The organism is Planctomycetota bacterium, from assembly GCA_016125255.1.
Lineage (GTDB): Bacteria > Planctomycetota > Phycisphaerae > Phycisphaerales > Zrk34 > RI-421.
In genome coordinates this window covers 137,507-158,167 of the sequence record WGMD01000002.1, presented here as the reverse complement: position 1 = coordinate 158,167, position 20,661 = coordinate 137,507, and the positions used below count along the sequence as shown (strand labels likewise).

At 65.7% G+C, this 20,661-nt stretch carries 14 protein-coding genes; 5 read left to right on the top strand and 9 right to left on the bottom strand.

The genetic code is table 11. The features are described from left to right. Nucleotides 1–35: 35 nt before the first annotated feature. The 3 genes from GC162_01780 to erpA all read right to left on the bottom strand — a co-directional run bounded on the left by GC162_01780 (nt 36) and on the right by erpA (nt 2,881). Nucleotides 36–1,352, bottom strand: a complete 1,317-nt coding sequence (locus tag GC162_01780; protein MBI1367364.1) for a hypothetical protein — start codon at nt 1,350–1,352, stop codon at nt 36–38. Then, nucleotides 1,339–2,298, bottom strand: coding sequence for an NAD-dependent epimerase/dehydratase family protein (locus tag GC162_01775; protein ID MBI1367363.1), 960 nt, complete (start codon nt 2,296–2,298; stop codon nt 1,339–1,341). The genes GC162_01780 and GC162_01775 overlap by 14 nt, the downstream gene beginning before the upstream one ends. Nucleotides 2,299–2,548: 250 nt before the next feature. Then, nucleotides 2,549–2,881 carry an iron-sulfur cluster insertion protein ErpA gene (gene erpA, locus GC162_01770; protein ID MBI1367362.1) on the bottom strand — a complete coding sequence of 111 codons (333 nt, stop codon included), beginning with the start codon at nt 2,879–2,881 and terminating at the stop codon, nt 2,549–2,551. A 159-nt stretch (nt 2,882–3,040) separates the two neighbouring features. Between erpA and GC162_01765 the strand changes: the two genes are divergently transcribed. Continuing rightward, nucleotides 3,041–3,568: a hypothetical protein gene (locus GC162_01765; GenBank protein ID MBI1367361.1), complete on the top strand. Its 528-nt coding sequence runs from the start codon at nt 3,041–3,043 to the stop codon at nt 3,566–3,568. 64 nt (nt 3,569–3,632) lie between these two features. Then, entirely contained in the window at nt 3,633–5,531 is a 1,899-nt protein-coding gene (locus GC162_01760) for a hypothetical protein (GenBank protein MBI1367360.1), read from the top strand. 382 nt (nt 5,532–5,913) lie between these two features. Here the strand turns inward: GC162_01760 and GC162_01755 are convergent, their stop codons facing one another. The 5 genes from GC162_01755 to GC162_01735 form a co-directional block, all read right to left on the bottom strand. Further along, nucleotides 5,914–6,660 carry a hypothetical protein gene (locus GC162_01755; GenBank protein MBI1367359.1) on the bottom strand — a complete coding sequence of 249 codons (747 nt, stop codon included), beginning with the start codon at nt 6,658–6,660 and terminating at the stop codon, nt 5,914–5,916. Between the two features lie 269 nt (nt 6,661–6,929). Then, entirely contained in the window at nt 6,930–7,352 is a 423-nt protein-coding gene (locus GC162_01750) for a PIN domain-containing protein (protein MBI1367358.1), read from the bottom strand. Then, nucleotides 7,349–7,579, bottom strand: coding sequence for a hypothetical protein (locus GC162_01745; protein MBI1367357.1), 231 nt, complete (start codon nt 7,577–7,579; stop codon nt 7,349–7,351). Before GC162_01745 ends, GC162_01750 begins: the two co-directional genes overlap by 4 nt. 270 nt (nt 7,580–7,849) lie before the next feature. Next, the gene (locus tag GC162_01740) at nt 7,850–8,992 is read right to left on the bottom strand and encodes a helix-turn-helix domain-containing protein (protein ID MBI1367356.1); all 1,143 of its coding nucleotides are present in this window, start codon (nt 8,990–8,992) and stop codon (nt 7,850–7,852) included. A 188-nt stretch (nt 8,993–9,180) separates the two neighbouring features. After that, a complete protein-coding gene (locus GC162_01735; protein MBI1367355.1) occupies nt 9,181–10,101 on the bottom strand; it encodes an N-acetylglucosamine-6-phosphate deacetylase in 921 nt (306 codons plus the stop codon). 54 nt (nt 10,102–10,155) lie between these two features. Between GC162_01735 and GC162_01730 the strand changes: the two genes are divergently transcribed. Beyond that, nucleotides 10,156–11,199, top strand: coding sequence for a LacI family DNA-binding transcriptional regulator (locus tag GC162_01730; protein ID MBI1367354.1), 1,044 nt, complete (start codon nt 10,156–10,158; stop codon nt 11,197–11,199). Nucleotides 11,200–11,424: 225 nt separating this feature from the next. Here GC162_01730 and GC162_01725 read toward each other — a convergent pair whose 3' ends face one another. After that, nucleotides 11,425–16,194, bottom strand: a complete 4,770-nt coding sequence (locus GC162_01725; GenBank protein MBI1367353.1) for a hypothetical protein — start codon at nt 16,192–16,194, stop codon at nt 11,425–11,427. Nucleotides 16,195–16,492: 298 nt separating this feature from the next. Between GC162_01725 and GC162_01720 the strand changes: the two genes are divergently transcribed. Together GC162_01720 and GC162_01715 are read left to right on the top strand one after the other, a co-directional pair. After that, nucleotides 16,493–17,092: a sigma-70 family RNA polymerase sigma factor gene (locus tag GC162_01720; GenBank protein MBI1367352.1), complete on the top strand. Its 600-nt coding sequence runs from the start codon at nt 16,493–16,495 to the stop codon at nt 17,090–17,092. Nucleotides 17,093–17,144: 52 nt separating this feature from the next. Next, nucleotides 17,145–20,555 (top strand): DUF3520 domain-containing protein, encoded by a 3,411-nt coding sequence (locus GC162_01715; protein MBI1367351.1) that lies wholly within the window; start codon nt 17,145–17,147, stop codon nt 20,553–20,555. Nucleotides 20,556–20,661 lie beyond the last annotated feature (106 nt).

The following is a 20,661-nucleotide window of genomic DNA, read 5'->3' as shown; positions in this document are numbered from 1 at the left end:
ACCTCGGAGCGACGCGTGTCGCTCCGATTTTCATTTCAGGAGGCGTTGGACTCGCCGGTCTTGAGGGGCGGAGCGGATTCGGCGGCGGTGGAAGTGACGGCGGGGGGGGCGTCGGGCGCGGCGGCCGCAGCGGCGGCGGCGCGGCTGGCTTCCTCGGCCTTGACGGAGGCGTACTGGCGCACGGCGACCTTGTAGGCGATGACGACGATGAACCCGAGGACGACGAGGAAGATGGCCACGACGTAACGCAGACGCGTGAAGATCAGCGTGCAGCCGAGCGTGCCGAAGCACAGGGCCATCAGGTACAGGATCACCACCGACTGCCGCACGGTGAAGCCGGAGCGGATGAGCTGATGGTGCAGGTGGTAATTGTCGGCGGAGAAGATCGGCTGGCCGCGCGATTTTCGGCGGACGATCGCCATGGCCGTATCAATGATCGGCACGGCGAAGACGATCAGGGCGGCCATGACCAGCCGCGAGTCCCCGTTCTCGGCGAACAGGAGCATGATGCTCACGCACAGGTAGCCCAGCAGCATCGACCCGGTGTCGCCCATGAAGATGCTCGCGGGGTGGAAGTTGTAGGGGAGGAACCCGAGGACCGCGCCGAGGAGGGCCAGGCACATGACGACGCGGACGGGATCGTAGAGCATCGAGTACATGCCGCCGTTGCCGTAGACGCCCATGGCCAGTGCGACGGAGATGAACGTGAACCCGGCGGCGACGATGGCGATGATGCCGCCGGCCAGACCGTCGAGTCCGTCCATGAGATTGGCGGCGTTGCAACCGCTGACGACGAACATCATGACGAGGATCGCCCCGCCCCAATAGATGATCTGCCCGTAGCCGGGGATGTGCGTCGGGTCGAAGTTGAAGGTGTCGCCCAGCGACGCGAGCAGTCCGCCGGCGAGCTTGGTGCCCACGTCCTGCACGGCGAGCATGCCCGCCGCGACGATCTGCCCGCCGAGTTTCATGAACGGGCTGACGCCGAACACGTCGTCGAGCAGCCCCATGATGGCGATGAGCAGGGCGCCGAGGATGATGGACATCGGGAACGAGACGCTGGAGAAAGTCAGGGCGGGGGTCGAGGTGTGCGGGGTGATGTAAAACGAGAGCAGCGTGCCGGCGGCCCAACCGAGGAACACCGCCACGCCGCCGAGATAGGCGACGGGTTCGCGGTGCTGTTTGCGCTTCATGTCGGGCCAGTCGACGATGCCGTTGCGCAGGGCGAGGACGCGCATGATCGGCGTGGCGATGAAGGCGACGGCCCATGCGAGGATGAACACGAAGACGTAGGGCGAGAGCACCTGGTCGACGGTGAAGGTGATCTGTTTGGCTGCTTCAGCGGCGGGCATGGCGGGCCTGCTCGATCCACTCGGTAAGTATCTGGTCCAGTTTCCTGCGGGGCTCAAAGCCGATCGCTTCGCGGATACGCTTCAGGTCCGGCACGCGACGACGCAAATCATCGAAGGCCTGCCCGTACGCTTTCTCGTAGGGGATGTAACGCTTGCCCGCGGTCGAGCCGGTCAGCGCGATCACCCGATCCGCCAGGGCGTCGATCGTGACTTCCTGGTCCGATCCGAGATTGTAGACCCGACCGTGACAGGCCGGCTCCGCCAGCAGCTTCGGGAATGCCTCGACCACGTCCTGCACGTGGCTGAAGCATCGGCTCTGTCTCCCGTCGCCGTAGATGTCTATCGGCTTGTTATCAATCGCCCATTCGATAAATCGCGGCAAAACCATGCCGTATTGCCCGAGCTGGCCCGGCCCGACCGTGTTGAAAAGCCGCACGATCACCACGCCCAGCCCGTATTCCTTGGCGTAGGCGAGCCCCAGATATTCGTCCAGCGCCTTGGTGGCGGCGTAGGACCAGCGGCTGTAGATCGTGGCCCCATAAGTCACATCGTCGTCTTCGGAGAAGGGGACCTTGGCGCTCTTGCCGTAAACTTCGGAACTGGAGGTGATGAGCACGGGGATGCCGAAGGCCGCGGCGCCCTGAAGAACGCGGGCGGTTTCGAGCACGTTCGTCTCGATCGTGCGGACCGGGTCGTCGACGATAAGCTGTACGCCCACCGCCGCCGCAAGGTGATAGATCACATCGAATTCGCGGAGCCACGCCAGATGCTCAAACGCCTCGCCGACGGACTGAACCTGAAGCGTGCATTGGTCATTGAGCAGGGGGGCGACGTTGGCCCGCCGGCCGGTCGAGAGGTTGTCCAGCAGATGCACGCGATGACCCTGCGACAGAAGATGCCGCGTCAGATGCGAACCGATAAAGCCCGCGCCGCCGGTGATCAGAATGTTGCTCAAAACGAAGACTCCCTCACATGGACCCGGTTCCCACCGGCCCGTCCATCACAGCCCACCATGTTAGCCGCCGCATCGGCCCTGACCAATCGGGACGATTTTCTGACCGATAACTGACGCGATGCTGACACGGACGATCGGTGGTCAAACACTCCCCCAACCCCTCCCTGAAAGGGAGGGGGGTAAGAAAAAACTCGGCGACGTGTATCGCCGAGCGTGAGGTTCGATTTCATCAAAGTGCAGTTCAGGCGGAGAACGATGACCCGCAGCCGCACGTGGTCGTGGCGTTGGGGTTCTTGAAAACGAAACCGCGGCCCATGATTTCGTCTTTGAAGTCGATCTCGGTGCCGTTGAGGTACAGATAGCTCTTGGGGTCGCAGACGACCTGCACGCCGTGACGGTCGAAGTGTTCGTCGGTTTCGTTGGTCTGCTCGGTCAGGTCCAGAAGGTACGAGAACCCGCTGCACCCGCCGCCCTTGACGCCGACGCGGAGGTAGACTTTTTCCGCTTCGAGCTTCTGCTGGACGCAGATGTTCTTGATCTCGCGAGCGGCGGTTTCGGAAAGTTCGATGCCCATATTCATTCGCTCCTGCGGCCAAACCGCATGGTTCTTACGGGCGATGACGCCCATTTGTTCAGACCATTATAGCATCGGTCGGCACAAGTCCATGCTTTGAATGAAGGGGGATGGGCCACGAAGGCGCGAAGACGCGAAGGAGGACCAGCGCGTTGAAATATGCGATTGAGCCATCCGCCGCGACATCCTTCTTGTTTTCCTTCGCGTCTTCGCGCCTTCGTGGCCCATCTTTCTTTCGCCCTCGGTTATAATTCCCCCATGCGCCGATACGCCCCCAGTGCATCGCTTGAACCGCGGATGGAGATGACGCCGCTTTTGGACGTCATCTTTTTGCTGCTGACGTTTTTCATTTACAGCTTGGTGCTCACGGTGCGGGCGCAGGTCGTGCCGGTGAAGCTGCCGAGTCTGGCCAGCGGGCAGGTCGCGGAAGGCACGAAGATCGCCGCCATCAGCGTGGACGCCTCCGGCGACTTTTTCTTCAATCGCGACAAGCTCGACTACGAAGCGCTGCGGGCCCGGCTCGCCGAGATGGCCAAGCAGCCCAATCCGCCGACGCTGTTTTTGGCGCTCGATGCGCGACCGGGGTCGGTCGATCGCGGGCCGGCGCTGGTGAACCTTATTGATACGCTCCGCTCGCTGGGGCTCAAGGACTTCTACATCGTCGGCCAACCCGAGAAAAAGCCCTGATTTCCCGATGATTTGAGGCATCAAGCCGCTCGCGGCGCAGCACTCCTACCATAATCAAAGTCCGATGGTTCATCGCTCTTCCATCCTCCCGCTGCTTGTGGGCCTGCTCGTCGCCGTCGTGGTGCATCTGGGCGGGGCGTGGGCGTTTGCGCATTATCAGCAGCAGTTGGACAAGCCCAAGGTCGAGGAAAAGCCCAAGCCCGAGCCGGCCAAGCCCAAGGCCGACCCCAAGCCGCCCGAACCGCCCAAGCCCATCGAGAAAAAGCCGTCCGCCCCATCGCCGTCGCTGCCGTCGCGACCGGGTGAGCCGCTCGATCCGGATGCAGGTGTGACGGGATTGGCGGTGCCGGATCCGCGTGTGGCGGGCAAGCCGGCGACGGTCAACGGCCGCATCACCCTGTTCAGCGGGACGATCGCCGACGGGCTCGATGTGGCGATCGTCATCGACGGTCAGCGCATCGCCACCGGACACATCCCCGGCCCGCTCACCGCAGGGCAGAGCGTCCAGTTCACGCAGAAAGTGACGCTCGACAAGCCGGGCGAACACCAGGTCGCGCTCGTCGTCGACCCCGATGACCTCCTCAGCGAGAGTGACAAGACGAACAATCGGCGCACCGGCCAGTTCGTCTGGGTCAGCCCCGACAAGGAGATCGAAGTGGGGCAGACGGACATCTCGCCCGTCGCCATCAACTGGATCAGCTACGACGACTTCCGCAAGCTTCAGGGCCAGCGCGAGAAGTTCGATCAACCGGCGGTGCAGTCGGCGGTGACGCCGGACCCGAAGATCGAGCAGGCCCCGCTGGATCCGACGCCGCCGATGCCCAAGCCGGCGCCCAAGCAGCCCCAGACCGTCGCCGCCGCACCGCCGTCGCCGCAGCAGGTCGCCGCACCGCAGCAGCCCAAGTCGACGCCCGCCCCCGATGCCGCCGCCCCCCTTAGCGGTAGCCGCGAAGCGGCCCAAACGCCCGATACGCCCGCCCGTCCCATCAAGCCCCTCCAAGTCGCCGAAAACCCCGCCGCGCCCCCGCGTGGTCTGCCCGATGCCAAGCCCGTCGCCAAGCCCGAGCCGACCTCGAAGATGACCCAGCCCTCGCCGCCGAGCGCCATCGCCGCCGCCGGTGACAAGCCCGACATGCATCATCCGATCACCGACGCCTCGCCCGCCGACAAATCCGTCGATGCCCCCCCGATCGCCGGCGAACCCGCCCGCCAAGTCGCCTTGCTCACCCCCGCCATCAAGCCCCCGACCGGCGTCAACCCCGTCCTGCCCACGCCCATCGACGCTCCCATCTCCGACATCGCCCAGCGCAAGACCCCGCCCATCGCCCCCGATGTGAAGTCCGATCCCACCGATCGCTCCATGAAACTCGATGGTCCCGGCCTCCCGCGCCCCGCAACGCCGGCACCGCGCGGCGTCCCCGACGCCCCCGATGAAAAACCCCAGCCCGACAAACCCGTCGACACCGTCGCGAAAACCGCCGACGCCGCCCCGCAGTCCGACCCCAAACCCATGCTCGACCCCCTTAGCGGGAGCCGCGAAGCGGCCCCTTCCCCCGCCCCGACCTTGACCCCCACACCCCCCGCACCCCAACCCAGCGACGAACCCAAACCCACCAACGCCCCCAAGGACGAACGTGAAGCCCCGCCCGTCTCACGCATCGAAAACCTCGTCGTCCGCCCCGGCGCCGTCATCGCCCGACACGGCATCCAGATCAACACCGTCGCCCCTCGCTTCAGCCCCGTCGCCCTCCATTCCTCCATCCCCGCAAACCCCGACCTCGTCCTGACCTTCGACAAGGCCGGCAAAGTCATCCACGTCCGATTCGCCAAAGCGACCGGCTACGACAACATCGACGGCCCCCTCCTCACCGCCACCTACAAGTGGACCGCCAAAGGCCCCGAACTCGACAAAGTCCCCCAAAACCTCATCGTCACCGTCCACATCCTCCTCACCCCCGAATAACCCCCACCCCGCATCCCCCGCGCCCCCTCCGGCACGCCCCGCTTCAGCGGGGCGTGTCCCCCCATTGCCCATTCCGCGCACCGGCGCGCTCGCGCCCCCGATGCTCCACCACCCCGCCTGCCCCCCGTTTTCCTCATCAACAACCCGGATTTACGGCACATCCCCGCGCGCACGGGCGCGCCCGTGCGCACAGTCATGAAGCCAAACGTCAATCCGATGCGCTCCATCACTCCACTTACAAACACCCTTGCCATCCCCATGCGCGCTTTTGCCACGCCCGTGCGCGATTCGCGCAACGATCATGCGCCCTTCCACGCAAACCCATAACCCCACATCAACTTTAAGCGGGACGCAAACTGCCCCATCTCCGCGCGAGGCCGAGTTACTTCACCGGCTCCGCGTTCCAGACCTTGATGTCGTCGAACAGCCCTGACTTGCCGGAGACGCCGACTTCGATTTTCGACTTGGTCGGATGCCCGATGCCCGAACTGGTCAGCACCGCGGCGGGCGTGCCGTCGACTGTGACGCGCATCGTTTGGCCGACGGTTTCGACGACGACCGTGTGCCATTTTTCCGGATCGAGCTTCATCGGATACACCGCGATCTTGCCCGCCATGCGCTTGGCGACTTCCGCCTTCTTGCTCGGGTCTTCGCGCATCGCCTTGATCTCTTCGTTCTGCGTCCCGTCGCGTTCGTCGAGGATGCGCACGCCGGTGAGCGTCACCTGCGCCCGGCAAAGATGCCCGTAGTGCGAGCCGGTGTAGTTGCGGTCGTCGAATTCGACGTCCATGTTCGTCGCCCCGTCGAACTTCATGCGGACTTCGACGACGCTGTCCTTGGTGGGAATCGAAAGCCCGTGCACCGCCGGGTGGGCCTTCACTTCGGGCTTCCCGTCCGCGGCCGGAATGTTCTGATCGCGCGTCTGCGTGCCTTTCAAAACGCCGTCCACAAACTCAAACGTCGGCACCACTTTGTGCCACTGCGGCTTCGGCGTCGCACTCGAAAAATCATCCTCAAAAAGCAATTCCTTCTTTACCGCGATCGACTCCGCCGGCACCGGCGGCAAGTCGGCGGCGAACGCGGGCAGCGACATCAGACACACGAAGAGCAGCGCTTGGCGGGTTTTCATGGCGGGCTTCTTTATGGACAGGGTGACGGATCACGCCGCCGCGAAGACGATCTTCGCGGGCGATGAAGATTCTAACGGATGCGGCCGGTATTGATTGCCAGACCCTCCGATCCCCTCTCCCTCCGGGAGAGGGTCAGGGTGAGGGTTGCCCCGAAGTATGGCGCGTTTCGTAACGGAAGCGGTTGGTGATTGAGCGCACCCTCACCCCAGCCCTCTCCCGGAGGGAGAGGGGGTAAAGACAGCGCGTGCGCGGCGATCGGATGCCTTGCTCACTCCGCCGCGCTGAGATGCCGGATGTGGTTCGCCAGCGGCGTGGACGCCAGAGCGTTGACGAGCCGTTTATCGACCGTGACCAGCACCGCCTTCTGATGAAGGGCCGCGGCGAGGTAGAGGCAGTCGTATACCGTCCGCCGTGTGCGAAGCGCGATCTGCAAGGCGGACGCGATCAACTCCATCGACGGCAGGACGATCAGCGGCAGGCGGAGCACGTCCGCCAGCAGGTCCGTCGCCTCGGTCGCATCGATTTCGCGGCGGGAGAAGCGCTTCCAGATGACATTGCCCAGCTCAGCGTGCAGCAGATCGAGGACGAACAACTCGGAGCCGCGGGTCAGCAGCGCTCGGGCCCGGTCGGCGTGCGTCTCGTCGAAGAGCGCCGCGGCGATGACGCTGGCGTCCATCACGAACGCGCTCACCGGGCGCGATCCTCGCGCAGCAGTTTGGCGCTGGAGGCGAGCTTGCGGCCGGCGAACGTCTTCTTCCACCGGTCGAGCATCTGGTGCGTCGCCTCCGCATCCGCGCCCGCCGCCTGCTCGATCATCAGCTTGACTTCCTTCTGAAGCGAGCGTCCGTTGCGCTCAGCCCGCTTCTTGAGCCGCGCCAGCGCCCGATCGTCCACATCACGGATCAACAGGTCCGACATGAGGGGCCTCCATCAGGGGTGATATCGGAATGATAGCAGTCGGAACGTGACGCGGCAATGGACAATCATTTGCCATTGGTCATTTTCCAGTTTCCATTGGGATGCTGCTTAGCCGCCAGCGGAGTGAGCGGTTTCAAGAGATGCTTAGCCGCGCGTCTTCAACGAGCCGCGCGCGTCAGCAAGCGGTCGAGCCCGCGTCCAATCACGTTCCTTGACCGCTCCCTCACGGTCGCGGCTCGTTGAGAACGCGATTTGATTTGTGAATCCGCTCTATCGGCCGGATTGGGCGCGGTATTGGCTGGGGGGCACGCCCAGGTGTTTTTTGAAGACGACGGACAGGTACTCGGCGTGTTTGAAGCCGGCGCGGTCGGCGATGGTGGTCAGGGGGAGGTTCGTCTCGCGCAAGAGTTCCTGCACGCGGGCTAGCTGGGTGCGGAGAATCTGCTCATGCGGCGTGCGGCCGACGAGTTTTTTGAACCGTGCCTCCAGCACGCGACGCGACAATGGCACGGCGGCGAGCACATCGTTGACGCCGATGCCTTCGCAGGCGTGCTCGCGGATGTATCGTACGGCGGCGGACACGTCGCGGTCGTCGATGGCCAACACGTCCGTCGATTGGCGCGTCACGAGGCCGACGGGGTCGATGAGCGTCGCCTCGGCCTTGACCTTTGAGCCGGACATCATGCGATCGAGCAATGACGCGGCGGCGTAACCGGTGCGATGGGCATCGGGGATCACGCTCGAAAGCGGCGGGTCGGCCAGATCGCAGAGCAGTTCGTCATTGTCGACGCCGACGACGGCGACTTCATCGGGCACGGCGACGCCGAGCCGGCGGCAGGCGTCGAGTACCTGCTGACCCCGAATGTCAAAGCACGCCATGACGCCGACGGGTTTGGGTAAGCGCCGCATCCAGCGCGCCAGCGCGGCGTCCTGCTGTTTGGGCGCGGCGTCCACGTCGATGGTGTGCACATCGCAGGTTCCACCGGCGTTTTTGATGCACTCGACAAAATGCTCGCAGCGCCAGCGCGACCAGTTGAAGCGATCATCGCCGCAGAAGGCGAAGTGCTTGAACCCGCGCTCGAGCAGATGATCGGCAGCGAGGCGCGCGATTTTCTGATCATTCGTTTCGACCCACGGCAACTGCGGCACGAGCCGGGCGGCGCTGACATCGACCGCGGGCAGGCCGGATCGCAACACCGCCTGCGCGATGCGGCGATTTTCGATGCGGGCGATGATGCCATGCCCCGACCACCCCTCAAACCACGACGGCGGGCGATCCCCGCGACCGAGTTCGGGCAGATGAATCGACCACGGCCGATGCTCGCGGATGTAACGGACGATGCCGTGCAGCAGCCCGCGCGCGTAGGCGTTGGAAGTCTCGACAAGCAGCGCGATCTGCGGGCGACGGGTCATGGGGACATGATAACGCTTGTGGGGAGTCCCACGCTCAAAGAGCGTGGGCTTCGGGGTCTTTGACCCCTCCCCCGCGAGGGGGAGGTTGGGAGGGGGTGAATCGTATCAGTCTGGATGGGTCACAAAACGTGGCGCGCTTCGACTGATGCGCTTCACCCGCCCCCAGCCCCCGCCCTCAAGGGCGGGGGTCAGAGGGCGAGGGCGGCGCGGGGGTTGGTATGCATGAGTTGTCGGATGCGTTCGTCGGGGAGGTGGAGTTGCGTGGCGAGGAGGTGGGCCATGCGGGGCATGGTGGCGGCGGAGCCGATGAAGTGGGAGCGGTCGGGGGAGCGGGGGACGCCGTCGTCGTCGATTTGGACGGATTGGGAGGCGAGGGTGTAGCGGCCGGGGCCGAGGGAGGCGGCGGCGATGGCGTCGGTGACGATGATCGCGCGGTCGGGGGGGATCATGCGGAGGAAGTTTTCGAGGACGAAAGTCGGAAGGTGATGACCATCGGCGATGAGCGTGATGTAAAGTCGGTCGGCGAGGTGGAGGACGCGCTGGATGATGTTGTCATGGCGCGGGAGCTGGGCGGGGCAGCCGTTGCCCAGGTGTGTGAAGATCGACAGGCCGGCGTCGATGGCGGCGCGAAGCTGATCGAGGGACGCATCGGTGTGACCGGCGGCGATGCGGATGTTGTGCGAAGCGAGATAGCGCGTCACGGTCAGATTGGGATCGCACTCGGGGGCGAGTGTGACGAGCTTGGCGAGTCCGCGGGCGGATTCCAGGAGGCGCTTGATCGTGTCGAGGTTCGCGGGCTGGGCGTGCTGAGCGGGGTGAGCGCCGATGAAGCCGGGCGCGGGATTGAGGAAGGGGCCTTCGATGTGCAGACCGGGGACGAGTTTTTGCGCGATGGGCGAGCGGTCGCGGAGGTCGACGAGGCGGGCGAGTCGGGCGGCCATGCGATCGGGGGCGTCGGTGATGATCGTGGGGAAAAAGGATTGAACATGATGGGCTTCGAGAGCGGCGCAGGCGCGGTCGAAGTCATCGGGGCGGAGGTCGTCGGCGTTGAAATCGACGCCGGCGTAGCCATTGATCTGTAAATCGACGAACGGGCCGGGGTAGGACATGAAGGACGAGTTCCGCTATAATGGGGGCTTATCTTACTCCAGGGCTGACGAATCATGAAATCGCAAAATCGCAAGACGGTGAGACTGATCGACGTGGCGCAGGCGGCGGGGGTTTCGCGCGTGGCGGTGGGACAGGTGCTCAACCGGAGCGGGGGGTCGAACGTGCGCGTCAGCGAGGAGACGCGGCGGCGCGTGCTGGACATCGCCCGCAAGCTCAACTACCGGCCCAACCGGATCGCGCAGCAGCTTCGCGGCGGGCGGACGAAGATGCTCGGCGTGATCCTGGACACGATGCACATGCCCGTCATGTACAACCGCCTTTCCGCGCTGGAGCGGGCGGCGAGCGCTCGCGGGTATCGGCTCGTCATCGGTCAGGTCCACGCCGACCCGGCCGGCGTCGGGGAGTACTTGGAGGACTTTGAGGGCCGGGGCGTCGATGGCGTGATCTGCCTGTTCGATCTGATGCGCGGTCGGGACAAGGCGGTGGCGCCGTTGTTCGACGGCGTGGAGCACGTCGTGTTTCACGGCCGACCGGTCTACGAAGGCGCGAGCGTCGTGCGCGTGGACACGACCGACGCGATCCGTCAGGCGATGGCGCATCTGTTTGAGCGCGGGCGCAAGCGGCCGGGGCTGGTGCTGTGGAACCTGGACGATGAGCTGTGCGACTACCGCCGCGCGGGGTTCACGGAAGGTTACGCCGCGGCGGGCGTCACGCTCGATGAGGGCATGATCTGGGAAGGTCGGCACACGTCGCAGACGCCTTCGCAGGAGGTGCTTGACGATGTGATCGACAAGTTGATCGTGGGGAAGAAGGCGGATGCGATCGTGGCGCCGAATGATGAATGGGCGGTGCGGCTGATGCAGAAGCTCAAGAGCCGCGGGTTCAAGGTGCCGGGGGATGTGGCGCTGGTGGGGTATGACAATCTGGAGATCGCGGACGTGATCGAGCCGGGGCTGACGACGATCGATCAGCAGCACGACCTGTACGCCGCCGCCGCGCTCGATCTGCTCATCGGGGGGATCGAAGAGGGCAAGAAGAAGGGCGAGTCGCGTCGCGTGACGATCAAGCCGAAGTTGATCGTGCGGCAGTCGACGTGATTTGGGGATCGGGGGTCGGGGATCGGATTCCGGGGGTCGGATTCCGGGGATCGGATTCCGGGGGTCGGATTCCGGGGGTTCAGGGTTCAGATGAAGATGGAATGTTGGGGAACTGTTCCATCCTGCGCGGAATCTCCACTACGGGAGCCCCGCCGGCGCGATGCCGTTTTCTCCTGTCTGAACCCTGAACCGCCGAAGCCCAACGCTCGATCCCCGATCCCTGATTCACGCCGCTCGCGTGTTTTTCACCGCCGGGTGCGTCAGATGGAAGGGGGACGTTTCGCCCTCCGGTGACGCATTGCCATTGGCCCGAGCGGTCCGCACCGCGTCCGCCAGTTCGCGCGTCACCTGACGCGCCTCGCCGAGCATGCGGTTGAGTTCGGCAAACACCTGCATCGGATCCTTCACATCCGCGCCGGTCGCGTCGGCCAGCGCGGCGATCTTCGCCCGGGCCGCCTCGATCTTCTTCATCGACGCATCGACCACGCTCTGCCCCCGCTGCGACAATTCATCGAAGCGGAGGGCCAGGCGCTGCTGCAGAGGCGCCGCGGCGGACTCGATGCGCGTCTGCAACTGATTCAAATGCTCGGCAATCTGCTGCTCCGCCCCGGCGATCGCCGCCCGCGTCTGCGGACGCAGCGATTCGAGCTTCGCGGCAAGCTGCTCTTCGCTGACGGCGATCGAGCGGGCGATCTGCTCGTGCAGTTCGGCGAGCCGCTCGCGCATCGCCTGCTCGGCCTGGCTCATCGTCGCCGCCGCCTGCGGACCCATCGCGCCGATCCGACGCGAAAGCTGCTGCTCCACCTGATCGATCATCGACTCGCCGCTGTCGCGCAGCTCCGAGAGCCGGGCGCTGATCGTCTGACCCAGTTCCCTCAGCACGTCGCCCGCCTGCTCCTGCGCATCGCGCCGGCGGGAATCGAGCCGGGCCAGCGCCGGTGCGATCGACGCCTCGGCGTCGGCGGCGATCTGATGCAGCCGGACGGTCACCATCTTTTCGACCTGCGCGAACGCCGCATGCACACGTTCGTCAAACCGCTCGCTCATCTGGGCGAGTCGTTCGCAGTTCGCCCCCGCATCGCTTTCAAGCTGCGATCCGAACGCGTCGTACTGCTGCTTGAGCTGCGAAGCGATGTGCCCGAGCATCTCGCTGACGCGCTGCTGATGGCGGGCCTGCCGCTGCTCGATTTCGATTTCGACGGGGTTCATCCGCTCGATCGCCTCGTGCTTGAACGCCTCGACGCGCTCGTGCATCTTCCGGGCGATTTCCTCGGTGAATTCGGTCGTTTCGCCGTCGATCGTCGTCATGCGCTGACGCATCCGCTGATGGAGCGTATCGGCGGCCTCGGCGACGTCGCGCTGGTAGCCGGCGAGCAGTTCGCGGCAGGCCGTGATCTTCTGACGCAGCGGCTCGTCGATCGAATCCGCGGCATGATGGGCATGATCGGACGCCTCGTTGAGCGTCTGCTCCATCGACTGCCGCAGCGTCGCCGCCTCGTGCTCGAACTGGGCCAGTCGCCGTTCAAACGGCTCGGCCAGTTCGTCACACACCGCGTTGGCGTGCGCGATCTGCTGCGAAAGCCGCTCATCGATCTGCGACGACAGCGCCTCGGCGTCCCGGCGATGCGCGGCCAGACGATCGGCGAACGGCTGCTTGAGCGCGTCGGCTTCGCCCTCCGCCCGCTGGAGCGAACGGCTGATTTCGGCGTCGATCGACTCGGCGAGGTGACCGGCCTTGTCCTGAAGCGCGGCGAGGCGCTCGGTGACGGGGCGATCGATGTGCAGCGCATGACGCTGCGCCGCTTCGAGTCCCTGAGCGAGTCGCGATTCGATCTGCCGGCCGAGCTGGTCGGCTTCGCGCTCGAATTTCTCGAGCGTCGCCTCGATCGGGCCGTCCATGGCGGCGGCGCGATCGCGTGCGGCGGCAAGCTGCTCTTCAAGCTGGCGGGCCAGTTCCTGCTGGGCCACTCGGCCGCGCTCGCGCAGCTCGGCGAGCTTGGCGGCGAAGGGTTCATCGAGCGCCGCCGCCTGCTGCGTCGCACGCTGCGCGGCGGTTTGGACATGCTTGTCGATCTCGCCGGCGACCGTGCGGGCGCGGGCGGAGGCGTCGTCGATCTGCCCGCCGATCGCGCCGGCGATCTCCTTCGCCCGGTCGGCGAAGGCGTCGGTGCGGCGCTGGGCCTGCTCGACGCACGACTCGGCATGCGCGACGGTCTGATCGACATGGTCGGCGGTCTGGCGGATCGTTTCGCGAAGCTGCTCGGCCATCTGATGCGCCGCCGCCGCCGCGTCGGATTCGAAGCCGGCGAGTTTGGCGGCGAAGGGCTTGGTCAGCGACTCGGCCCGCGCCTGTGCGTCAAGCTCGAGGCCGTCGAGCTGGCGCTCGGCGGCGCTGACGGCGTCGCGCGTCCGCTGGCCGGCGTCGGCGACGATCTGATGCAGCGGGGCGGCGAGGGATTCGAGGCGTTCTTGGGTCTGCGCGGTCAGTCGATCGACCTGCTCGCCTGCCGTGCGGGCGGCGGCGTCGAGCTTCGACTGCGCTTCGGAGATCATCTTCGTAAACGGCTGGGCGATGGCTTCGGCGCGGCCGGCCGCTTCGCGCGTCGCCGTCTCCAGATGACGCGCCATCGCGTCGGCGGCTTCATTCGCCCGCGCTTCGGTCTTGTCCGCAAGCTGCGCAAGTTTCCCGCAGGCGGCGTCGGTCTTCTCGATCGCCGCACGGGCGGTTTCCTCGACGCGCTGATGCACCCGCTGCGTGATCTCGCCGGCCTGAGACTCGGCGGTTTCGAGCGTATGACGCATCGCGGCGGCGACGGCCTGCGTGCGCTGGGCGGCCTCGTCGTCGGCCTGCTCAAGCTGACGGTTCATCACGCGCACCGCTTCGGCGGCCTGATCGCGTGAGCTGTCGACGGCGTCGCGCAGCGGCTGGGCGATCGTCTGCGCCCGCTGCTCGGCCTCGCGCGTCACGCGCTCAAGCTGCTGCTCCATCGCCCGCTGAGCCGCGGCGGAGCGCTCGGCGGCTTCGCCGATCAACCGGTCGACCGGCTGCGTGATCGCGTTGACCTTGTGCGTCGCCGACTCGACGACTGAGCGGACCTGATCGCGCAGATGTTCGATCTGCTCGAAGGACGGCGCGACGGCCGCGGAAGCCCGGCGCGCGGCGTCTTCGACATGTCCGTCGATTTCGCCCGACAATTCGCGCACGACTTCCTGGGCATGTTCCTTAAGCTGCTCGATCCGCCGGCCGGTCTGCTCGTCGATCGACTGGGCCTGCGACGTGACGGTTTCGAGGCGCTGCTGAAGGTGCAGATCGGCGGCATCGACGGCTTCGTCGACGCGGTAGCGGACGTGATCGGCCTGATTGGCCAGGCGCTGCGCCGCCTTCGCCAGATCGGCATCGGCCTCGCGGACCTGCTGACGCCAGCGGTGCTCGGAAGCGGCGATGGCGGTATTGGACTGCTCGGCAACCTCTTCAAGGCGCTCGGTCATCGAGCGCGACAGGTCATTGACTTCAGTGCGGGCTTCGTCGAGGCGCTGCTCAAGAAGGCGCGTCGCGCCGGCGGCGGCTTCGTCGGCCTGCTGACGCAGCGCCGCCATTTTCTGCATGAACGGTGCATCCAAATCGTCCGCCCGGCGGGCGGCCTTCTCAAGCTGCTCCGACAGACGCGATTCGATCTTCGCGGCGACGGCCTCGCTTTCATCACGGAACCGATCGAGAAGCTGCTTGATGGGCTGATTGATTTCCTGCGCGTCGCGCTTGGCTTTTTCGAGGGCGGTCTGAAGCTGGTGATTGGCGGTGTCGGTCATCGACTCGGTCTGCTTGCGGAACGCCTCAAGCTGGGCGGCGAGGGACTGGGCGACCTCCTCGGCGGCGGCGCGGGCGCGGGCGAGGGTCGCGTCGGCCTGTTGCGCCACGCCGGCGTGGAGTTTTTCGGCTTCGCCGCGGGCGGCGTCGAGCTTGGCGTGCACCGGCGCGATCGCCACGTCGATCCGCTGCTCCGCCTCATCGAGGCGCGTGTCGATGCGCTGCTCGGCTTCGCTGAGCCGCTTGTCGATCCGGCTGGTCGTGTCCGAAAGCTGCTGATCGATGCGGCGCTGGGCGGTGGTGGAGATGGCGTCGGCCTTGCCGGAGAGGGCTTCGATGCGCTCGTGGATGGCGGACTGGACCTGATCGAAGAGCGCTTCGGTCTTGGCCTGAGCGGCGGCGACGTGCTCGGCGAGGCGCTGCTGATTGCGCTCGTCGATGGGCGTCAGACTGGCGCTGGCGCGTTCGATGGCCTTGCTCACCTGCTGCTGAATCTGATCGCGGAGCTGACGGACGAGCTGCTCGCCTTCGTGCTTGAGATCGGGAAGCTGACTGGTCAGAATCGTCGCGGTTTCCTCGGCGGCGCGGGCGCAGCGGGCGCGGAACTCGGCGACCTGCGATTCGACCTGCGCATGAAGCGGGGCGGTCACGGCCGTCACCTTCTCGCGGACCTGCGAGAGGGCCTGCGTGAGCGTGTGCTGAATCGGCTCGACGCGCTGGCGGATCTGATCATCGAAGGATTCGAGATGCTCGGCGAGACGGACCTCGGCATCGCGCAGCGCGGCCAGACGATCGTCGACGGGATTGATCAGATCGGACGCCTGCGTTCGGGCGACGTCGACGGCCTGCTCGATCTGCTCATCAAGCTGTTTGCGAATGGCGGCGAACTGTTCGGGGCCGGGCTGAAGCTGGGAAATCTGCGTGCCCAGCGCCTTGGAGAGATTGCGCACGGTGGCTTCGACGCGATTGAGGGTCGTGAGCCGTTCCTCGATGCGCGTGTCGATCGTGCGCAGGTCGCCAATGCGGCGGGCGATGCTCTTGTCCAGTTCGGAAAACTGCTGATGGATGTCCGCCCCCGCTCCCGGAAGCTTTCCGGGATGGCTGGGCCTGGGCACGGCGGGCGTGGTGGTGGTCGGTGTGAGGTTGACGGCCTGTTCGGCCTTGACGATACGCGTTGGCTGATGAGACATCGGCGTCACTCCATGAATGGAACAGTTCCCGCGTTGGGTATCGGCGGTTTGTAGGGGTGAGTTAACCTGGGGGGAGTGTGCGGGATGTGACGGTAGAATGTTATTGGACCGGACGTTCGGAAATGACCAATGTCCAAGCACCAATGACCAAGGGAATGTTCAAAAGCCAATGTCAAAATAGAAGACCGCAGGCCGTTCCTTCCTTGGGCATTGGTGCTTGGACATTGATCATTTTTCTTTTGAACGCCTTCCCCGGTCCCGCGTCTATGTCACTGTGTACGCCAGCAAGGGCAATGTCATGAGCCCACCGCAGTTCAGCGAACTGGCCATCGAGGCCGATCAACCCGCGCGGGCGGAGGCGGCTGTGGCGTTCGACTTCGCGACGGTGGTGGAGCGATACGAATCGCCGCTGCTCAGGTACGTCGTGACGGTGCTGGGGCGGGCGATGCACGAAGCAGAGGATGTCGTGCAGGACACGTTCCTGCGGCTCCATCGCCAGGTGCAAGCACAAGGCCCGGCGAGCATCGGCGACATGAGCGTCTGGCTCTACCGCGTGGCGCACAACGTCGCGATGGACGTCGGCCGAAAACGACGCGTCCGCAAGCAGGGCCAGCAGGCCGTCGTTGAGCAGGCCCGCGAGGATCAGAAGGCCCGACAAGCGGACGGCGACGAAGCGCTGGCGGACATGATCCGCACCGAAGCGTACGGCAAGGCGCTGGCGGCGGTCAGCGAACTGCCCGAAGCGATGAGACAAGTGGTCATGCTCAAAGTGATTCAAGGATTGACGATGAAACAGATCGGCGAAGTGCTCAACACGACGCCGTCGAACGTGCATTACCGCCTGCATCAGGCAATGGACCTACTGGCCACGCGACTCAAACAGCAGGGAGTGATTTAGAGCCGCTAACACAGCGGAGTAACCGACCATGCAATGCGAACAGGCAGAAATCTTGCTCTCTTCCCTCGCGTTCGGCGAACTGGATGCGGACGCCGCCGAAACGCAGGCGCTTCACGCCCACATTGCCGGCTGCGAAGTCTGCCGCGAAAAACTCGGCGACCTGCGTCTGACCGCGAACCTGCTCAAGCAGTCGATCGACGCCCAGCCGGTGCTCAAGCTCAGCTCGACGAAACGGGCGAAGCTGATGATGCAGGCAGCGGACGATGAACTGCGTCAGCGGGGTCGCATGGCCATCGGGCCGTTCACGATTCCGATCCGCCCACTGGGCATCGCGGCGTCGTTGGGATTGCTGGCGTTTGCGGGGTGGGGGTTGTTCGGGCCGGGTGGAATGATGCGCGAGAACCCGCGGTACGGGATGATTGATATTGGTGGGCAGCCCTCGCCGGCCCGCTCGGCTGCTGCGGAAGTTGATCGCTACAACAGATTAGAGCGCAATTCAACGGTCGAAGCTCAGGCGATGGATTTGTCTTCCGGTCGCTCGCGCGAACTTGGCGAATCGGATCGCGCTTGGGCGTATAACGATGCGGAGCATCGCCGCAGCGGGCAGTCGTCGGAGTCGTTCTTCGCGCGGGGGTCGCAGACGACGGCGGGGCCGGTGGTGAACTCGCCCGAGCCGGCAGCGGAGATGGCGCCCGCGCCGACTAGCGGGCCGATGCCGCAGGGGAAAGTCGCCGAGGGTTACATTGCCGCCGATCGCGCGGCGGATGCGTCGGGGTCGGGCGCTGTGGCGACGACCGAAAAGATGAAGCGGTTCGATGATGAGTTGGGTCGTCAGGCCTTCGGAGCGACGGAGGGGCGCAACGGCGCTCGCGCGTACGATCAGTCCGCCGACAACAAGCCCGGCAGCGCGACGTTCGAAGCCAAAGGCGAAGGCGCCGCCGTCGCCACGGAAAGTCGCGGGCGGCAGATGGAAGACAAGTCCAAGACGCTGGCGGTGCGCGGCACCACCTTCTCGGCTGACACGCCGAGTGATTTCAGCGGCAAGTTTGGCCTCGACGCCGGACTCGCCGCCAAACCCGCCGAAGAGCCGGCCCGGCCGATGAGCGGCGAGGCGGATGCGGCGGGCAACAAGAATGCCGTCGCGCACGGCGGGCCCGGCGGCGCCGGGGCGGGCGGCAAAGGTCAGGTCGCGCTCGGCGGCGAAGTCGCCGCCGGCGAGCGGTTCAAGTCGGACGATGTCGGCCAGGTCGCGGCGGATGGGGCGGACGTGCGTTCCAATCGCCGCCTCGCCGAAGGCAAGAAGTCGACGAGCGTCACCTCCGGCAAGGAAGTCGAGGAACTCGCCAAGGCGCAGGAACCCTTGATGAAATTCGGCGACACGACGGGCGCCCCGGTTCCCGCCAAGCCCGCCGCGCCCCCGCCGCCCCCGGCGGCGTCCGCTCCCGCGGCGCGCCCGCCGATGACGCCCAAGCCCGTCGCCGCCGCCGCCGCGCCGGTCCTCGCGCCGCAGGGCGGTCAGTCCATCGACACACTTCGCGCCGCCACCAAATCGGAACTCGCCGACGCCGCCCCCAAAGCTCCCGCCGCCGAAAAAGACATGAGCGACAAGACGATCATCGGCGGCGCGATCGCCGGTCGCACCGAATCGCTCAAACGAACCGATGCCAACGAAGACGCCCAGCGCGACTTGGACCGCAGCGAAGTCGCCGTCGCGCCGCGTCAGATGAAGCAGCTTCAGGAAGCCGAGCGGCAGATCGAGTCCAACAAGAAACTCGCCGCCAAGTACCGCGACCAGGCCGAAGCCCTGCACGAAGAAGTCGCCACCAAATCCGGCCCCGCCCTTCAGCCCGCCGCCGATCAGCCCGCCTCGACCGAGCGCCTCGAAAATACACTCCAGTCCGCCGTCGCCATGCAACAGGCCCAGCAGGAATCGGCACGCAAGGCGGGCGTCGATGAAAAGAACCTCGCGCAGTATGAGCAGAAGCTCAAGCAGGATCCCAATGCCTTGCCGGTGATCGTGTCAGGCAAGCTGGGCGAACTGAACGCGCAGTCGCTCGAGTTGGGTCAGGTCCAGGCCGAACCCGTCGATGACACGCTGCCCCCGTCGTCCTCGTTTAATCAACTTCCCGTCAACCCGTTTGTCATGACGGACAAGGACCGCTTCTCGACGTTCGCGATGGACGTGGACACGGCTTCGTATGCCCTGTGCCGGCGTTACATTCGCGCGGGGTATCGGCCGCCGGCGGGGGCGGTGCGGATGGAGGAGTTCGTCAATGCGTTCGACTACAACTATGACAATCAGTCGCCGCGCACTTTCGCGATTCACACGCAGGCCGCCGCCGCGCCGTTTGGCGAGCATCTGACGCTCCTGAAGATCGGCGTCAAGGCCAAAACGATCGGACGCGAAGGACGCAAGCCCGCCAATCTCGTTTTCGTCATTGATGCGTCCGGCTCCATGGAGAAGCCCGATCGGATGCCGCTCGTGCAGTCCGCCCTGCGCATGCTCGTCGATGAACTGGGCCCCGGCGATCATGTGTCGATCGTGACCTACGGCTCGCAGGCCACGCTCGCCCTCGAAGCCGCGCCCGCCGAAAACGCCGGCGATATCCGCCGCTCCATCGACGCCATTCAGACCGGCGGGTCGACCAACATGACCGAAGGCCTCAAGCTCGGCTACGACATCGCCCGCCGCCACTTCGTCAGCGGCGCGATCAATCAGATCATCCTCTGCTCCGACGGCGTGGCGAACGTCGGCGAAACCGATGCACAGGCCATGCTCGACAAGGTCGTCGATTCCCGCAAGCAGGGCATCGCGCTGACGAGCGTCGGGTTCGGCCTCGGCGCGTACAACGATGCGATCATGGAAAAGCTCGCCGACTCGGGCGATGGGCAGTACATTTTCGTCGACACGCCCGCCGAGGCGCAGCGCGTCTTCGTCGACCAGATGGCCGCGACGCTTCAGACCGTGGCGAAGGACGCCAAGATTCAGGTCGAGTTCAATCCGCAGCGCGTCCGCCGCTACCGGCTCGTCGGATATGAGAATCGCGACATCGCCGACAAGGACTTCCGCAACGACGCCGTCGACGCCGGCGAAGTCGGATCGGGGCAGTCGGTGACGGCGCTGTACGAAGTCGAACTGCTCGACGGCGAGGCGGACCTGGGCACCGTGTTCGTCCGCTACAAGAACGTCGACACCGATCAGGTCGAGGAGATCAGCCGGCGGCTGCGCAGCGATGACGTCATGCGTGACGCCACGCCGACCGCGCAGCCGCGCTTCTATCTGGCGGCCTCGGCGGCGGAATTCGCGGAGATTCTGCGGAATTCGGAGCATGCCCGCGGCGGCAGTCTCGAAGCCGTCGAACGCACGCTCATCGACGTGACCAACGCGCTGCCCCTCGATCAGCAGGCCGCGGAACTGCTCGAGCTCGTGCAGTCCGCCAAGGGACTTCCCCCGGCCCCGTAGGCCGGTTGTTGGACACCTCCCCCTTGAAGGGGGAGGCGCGGGAGGGGGATTGGCAAGCCGGCGACGCGCTCGTGCAATCGAACGCCGCGCCGCCTGCCAATCCCTC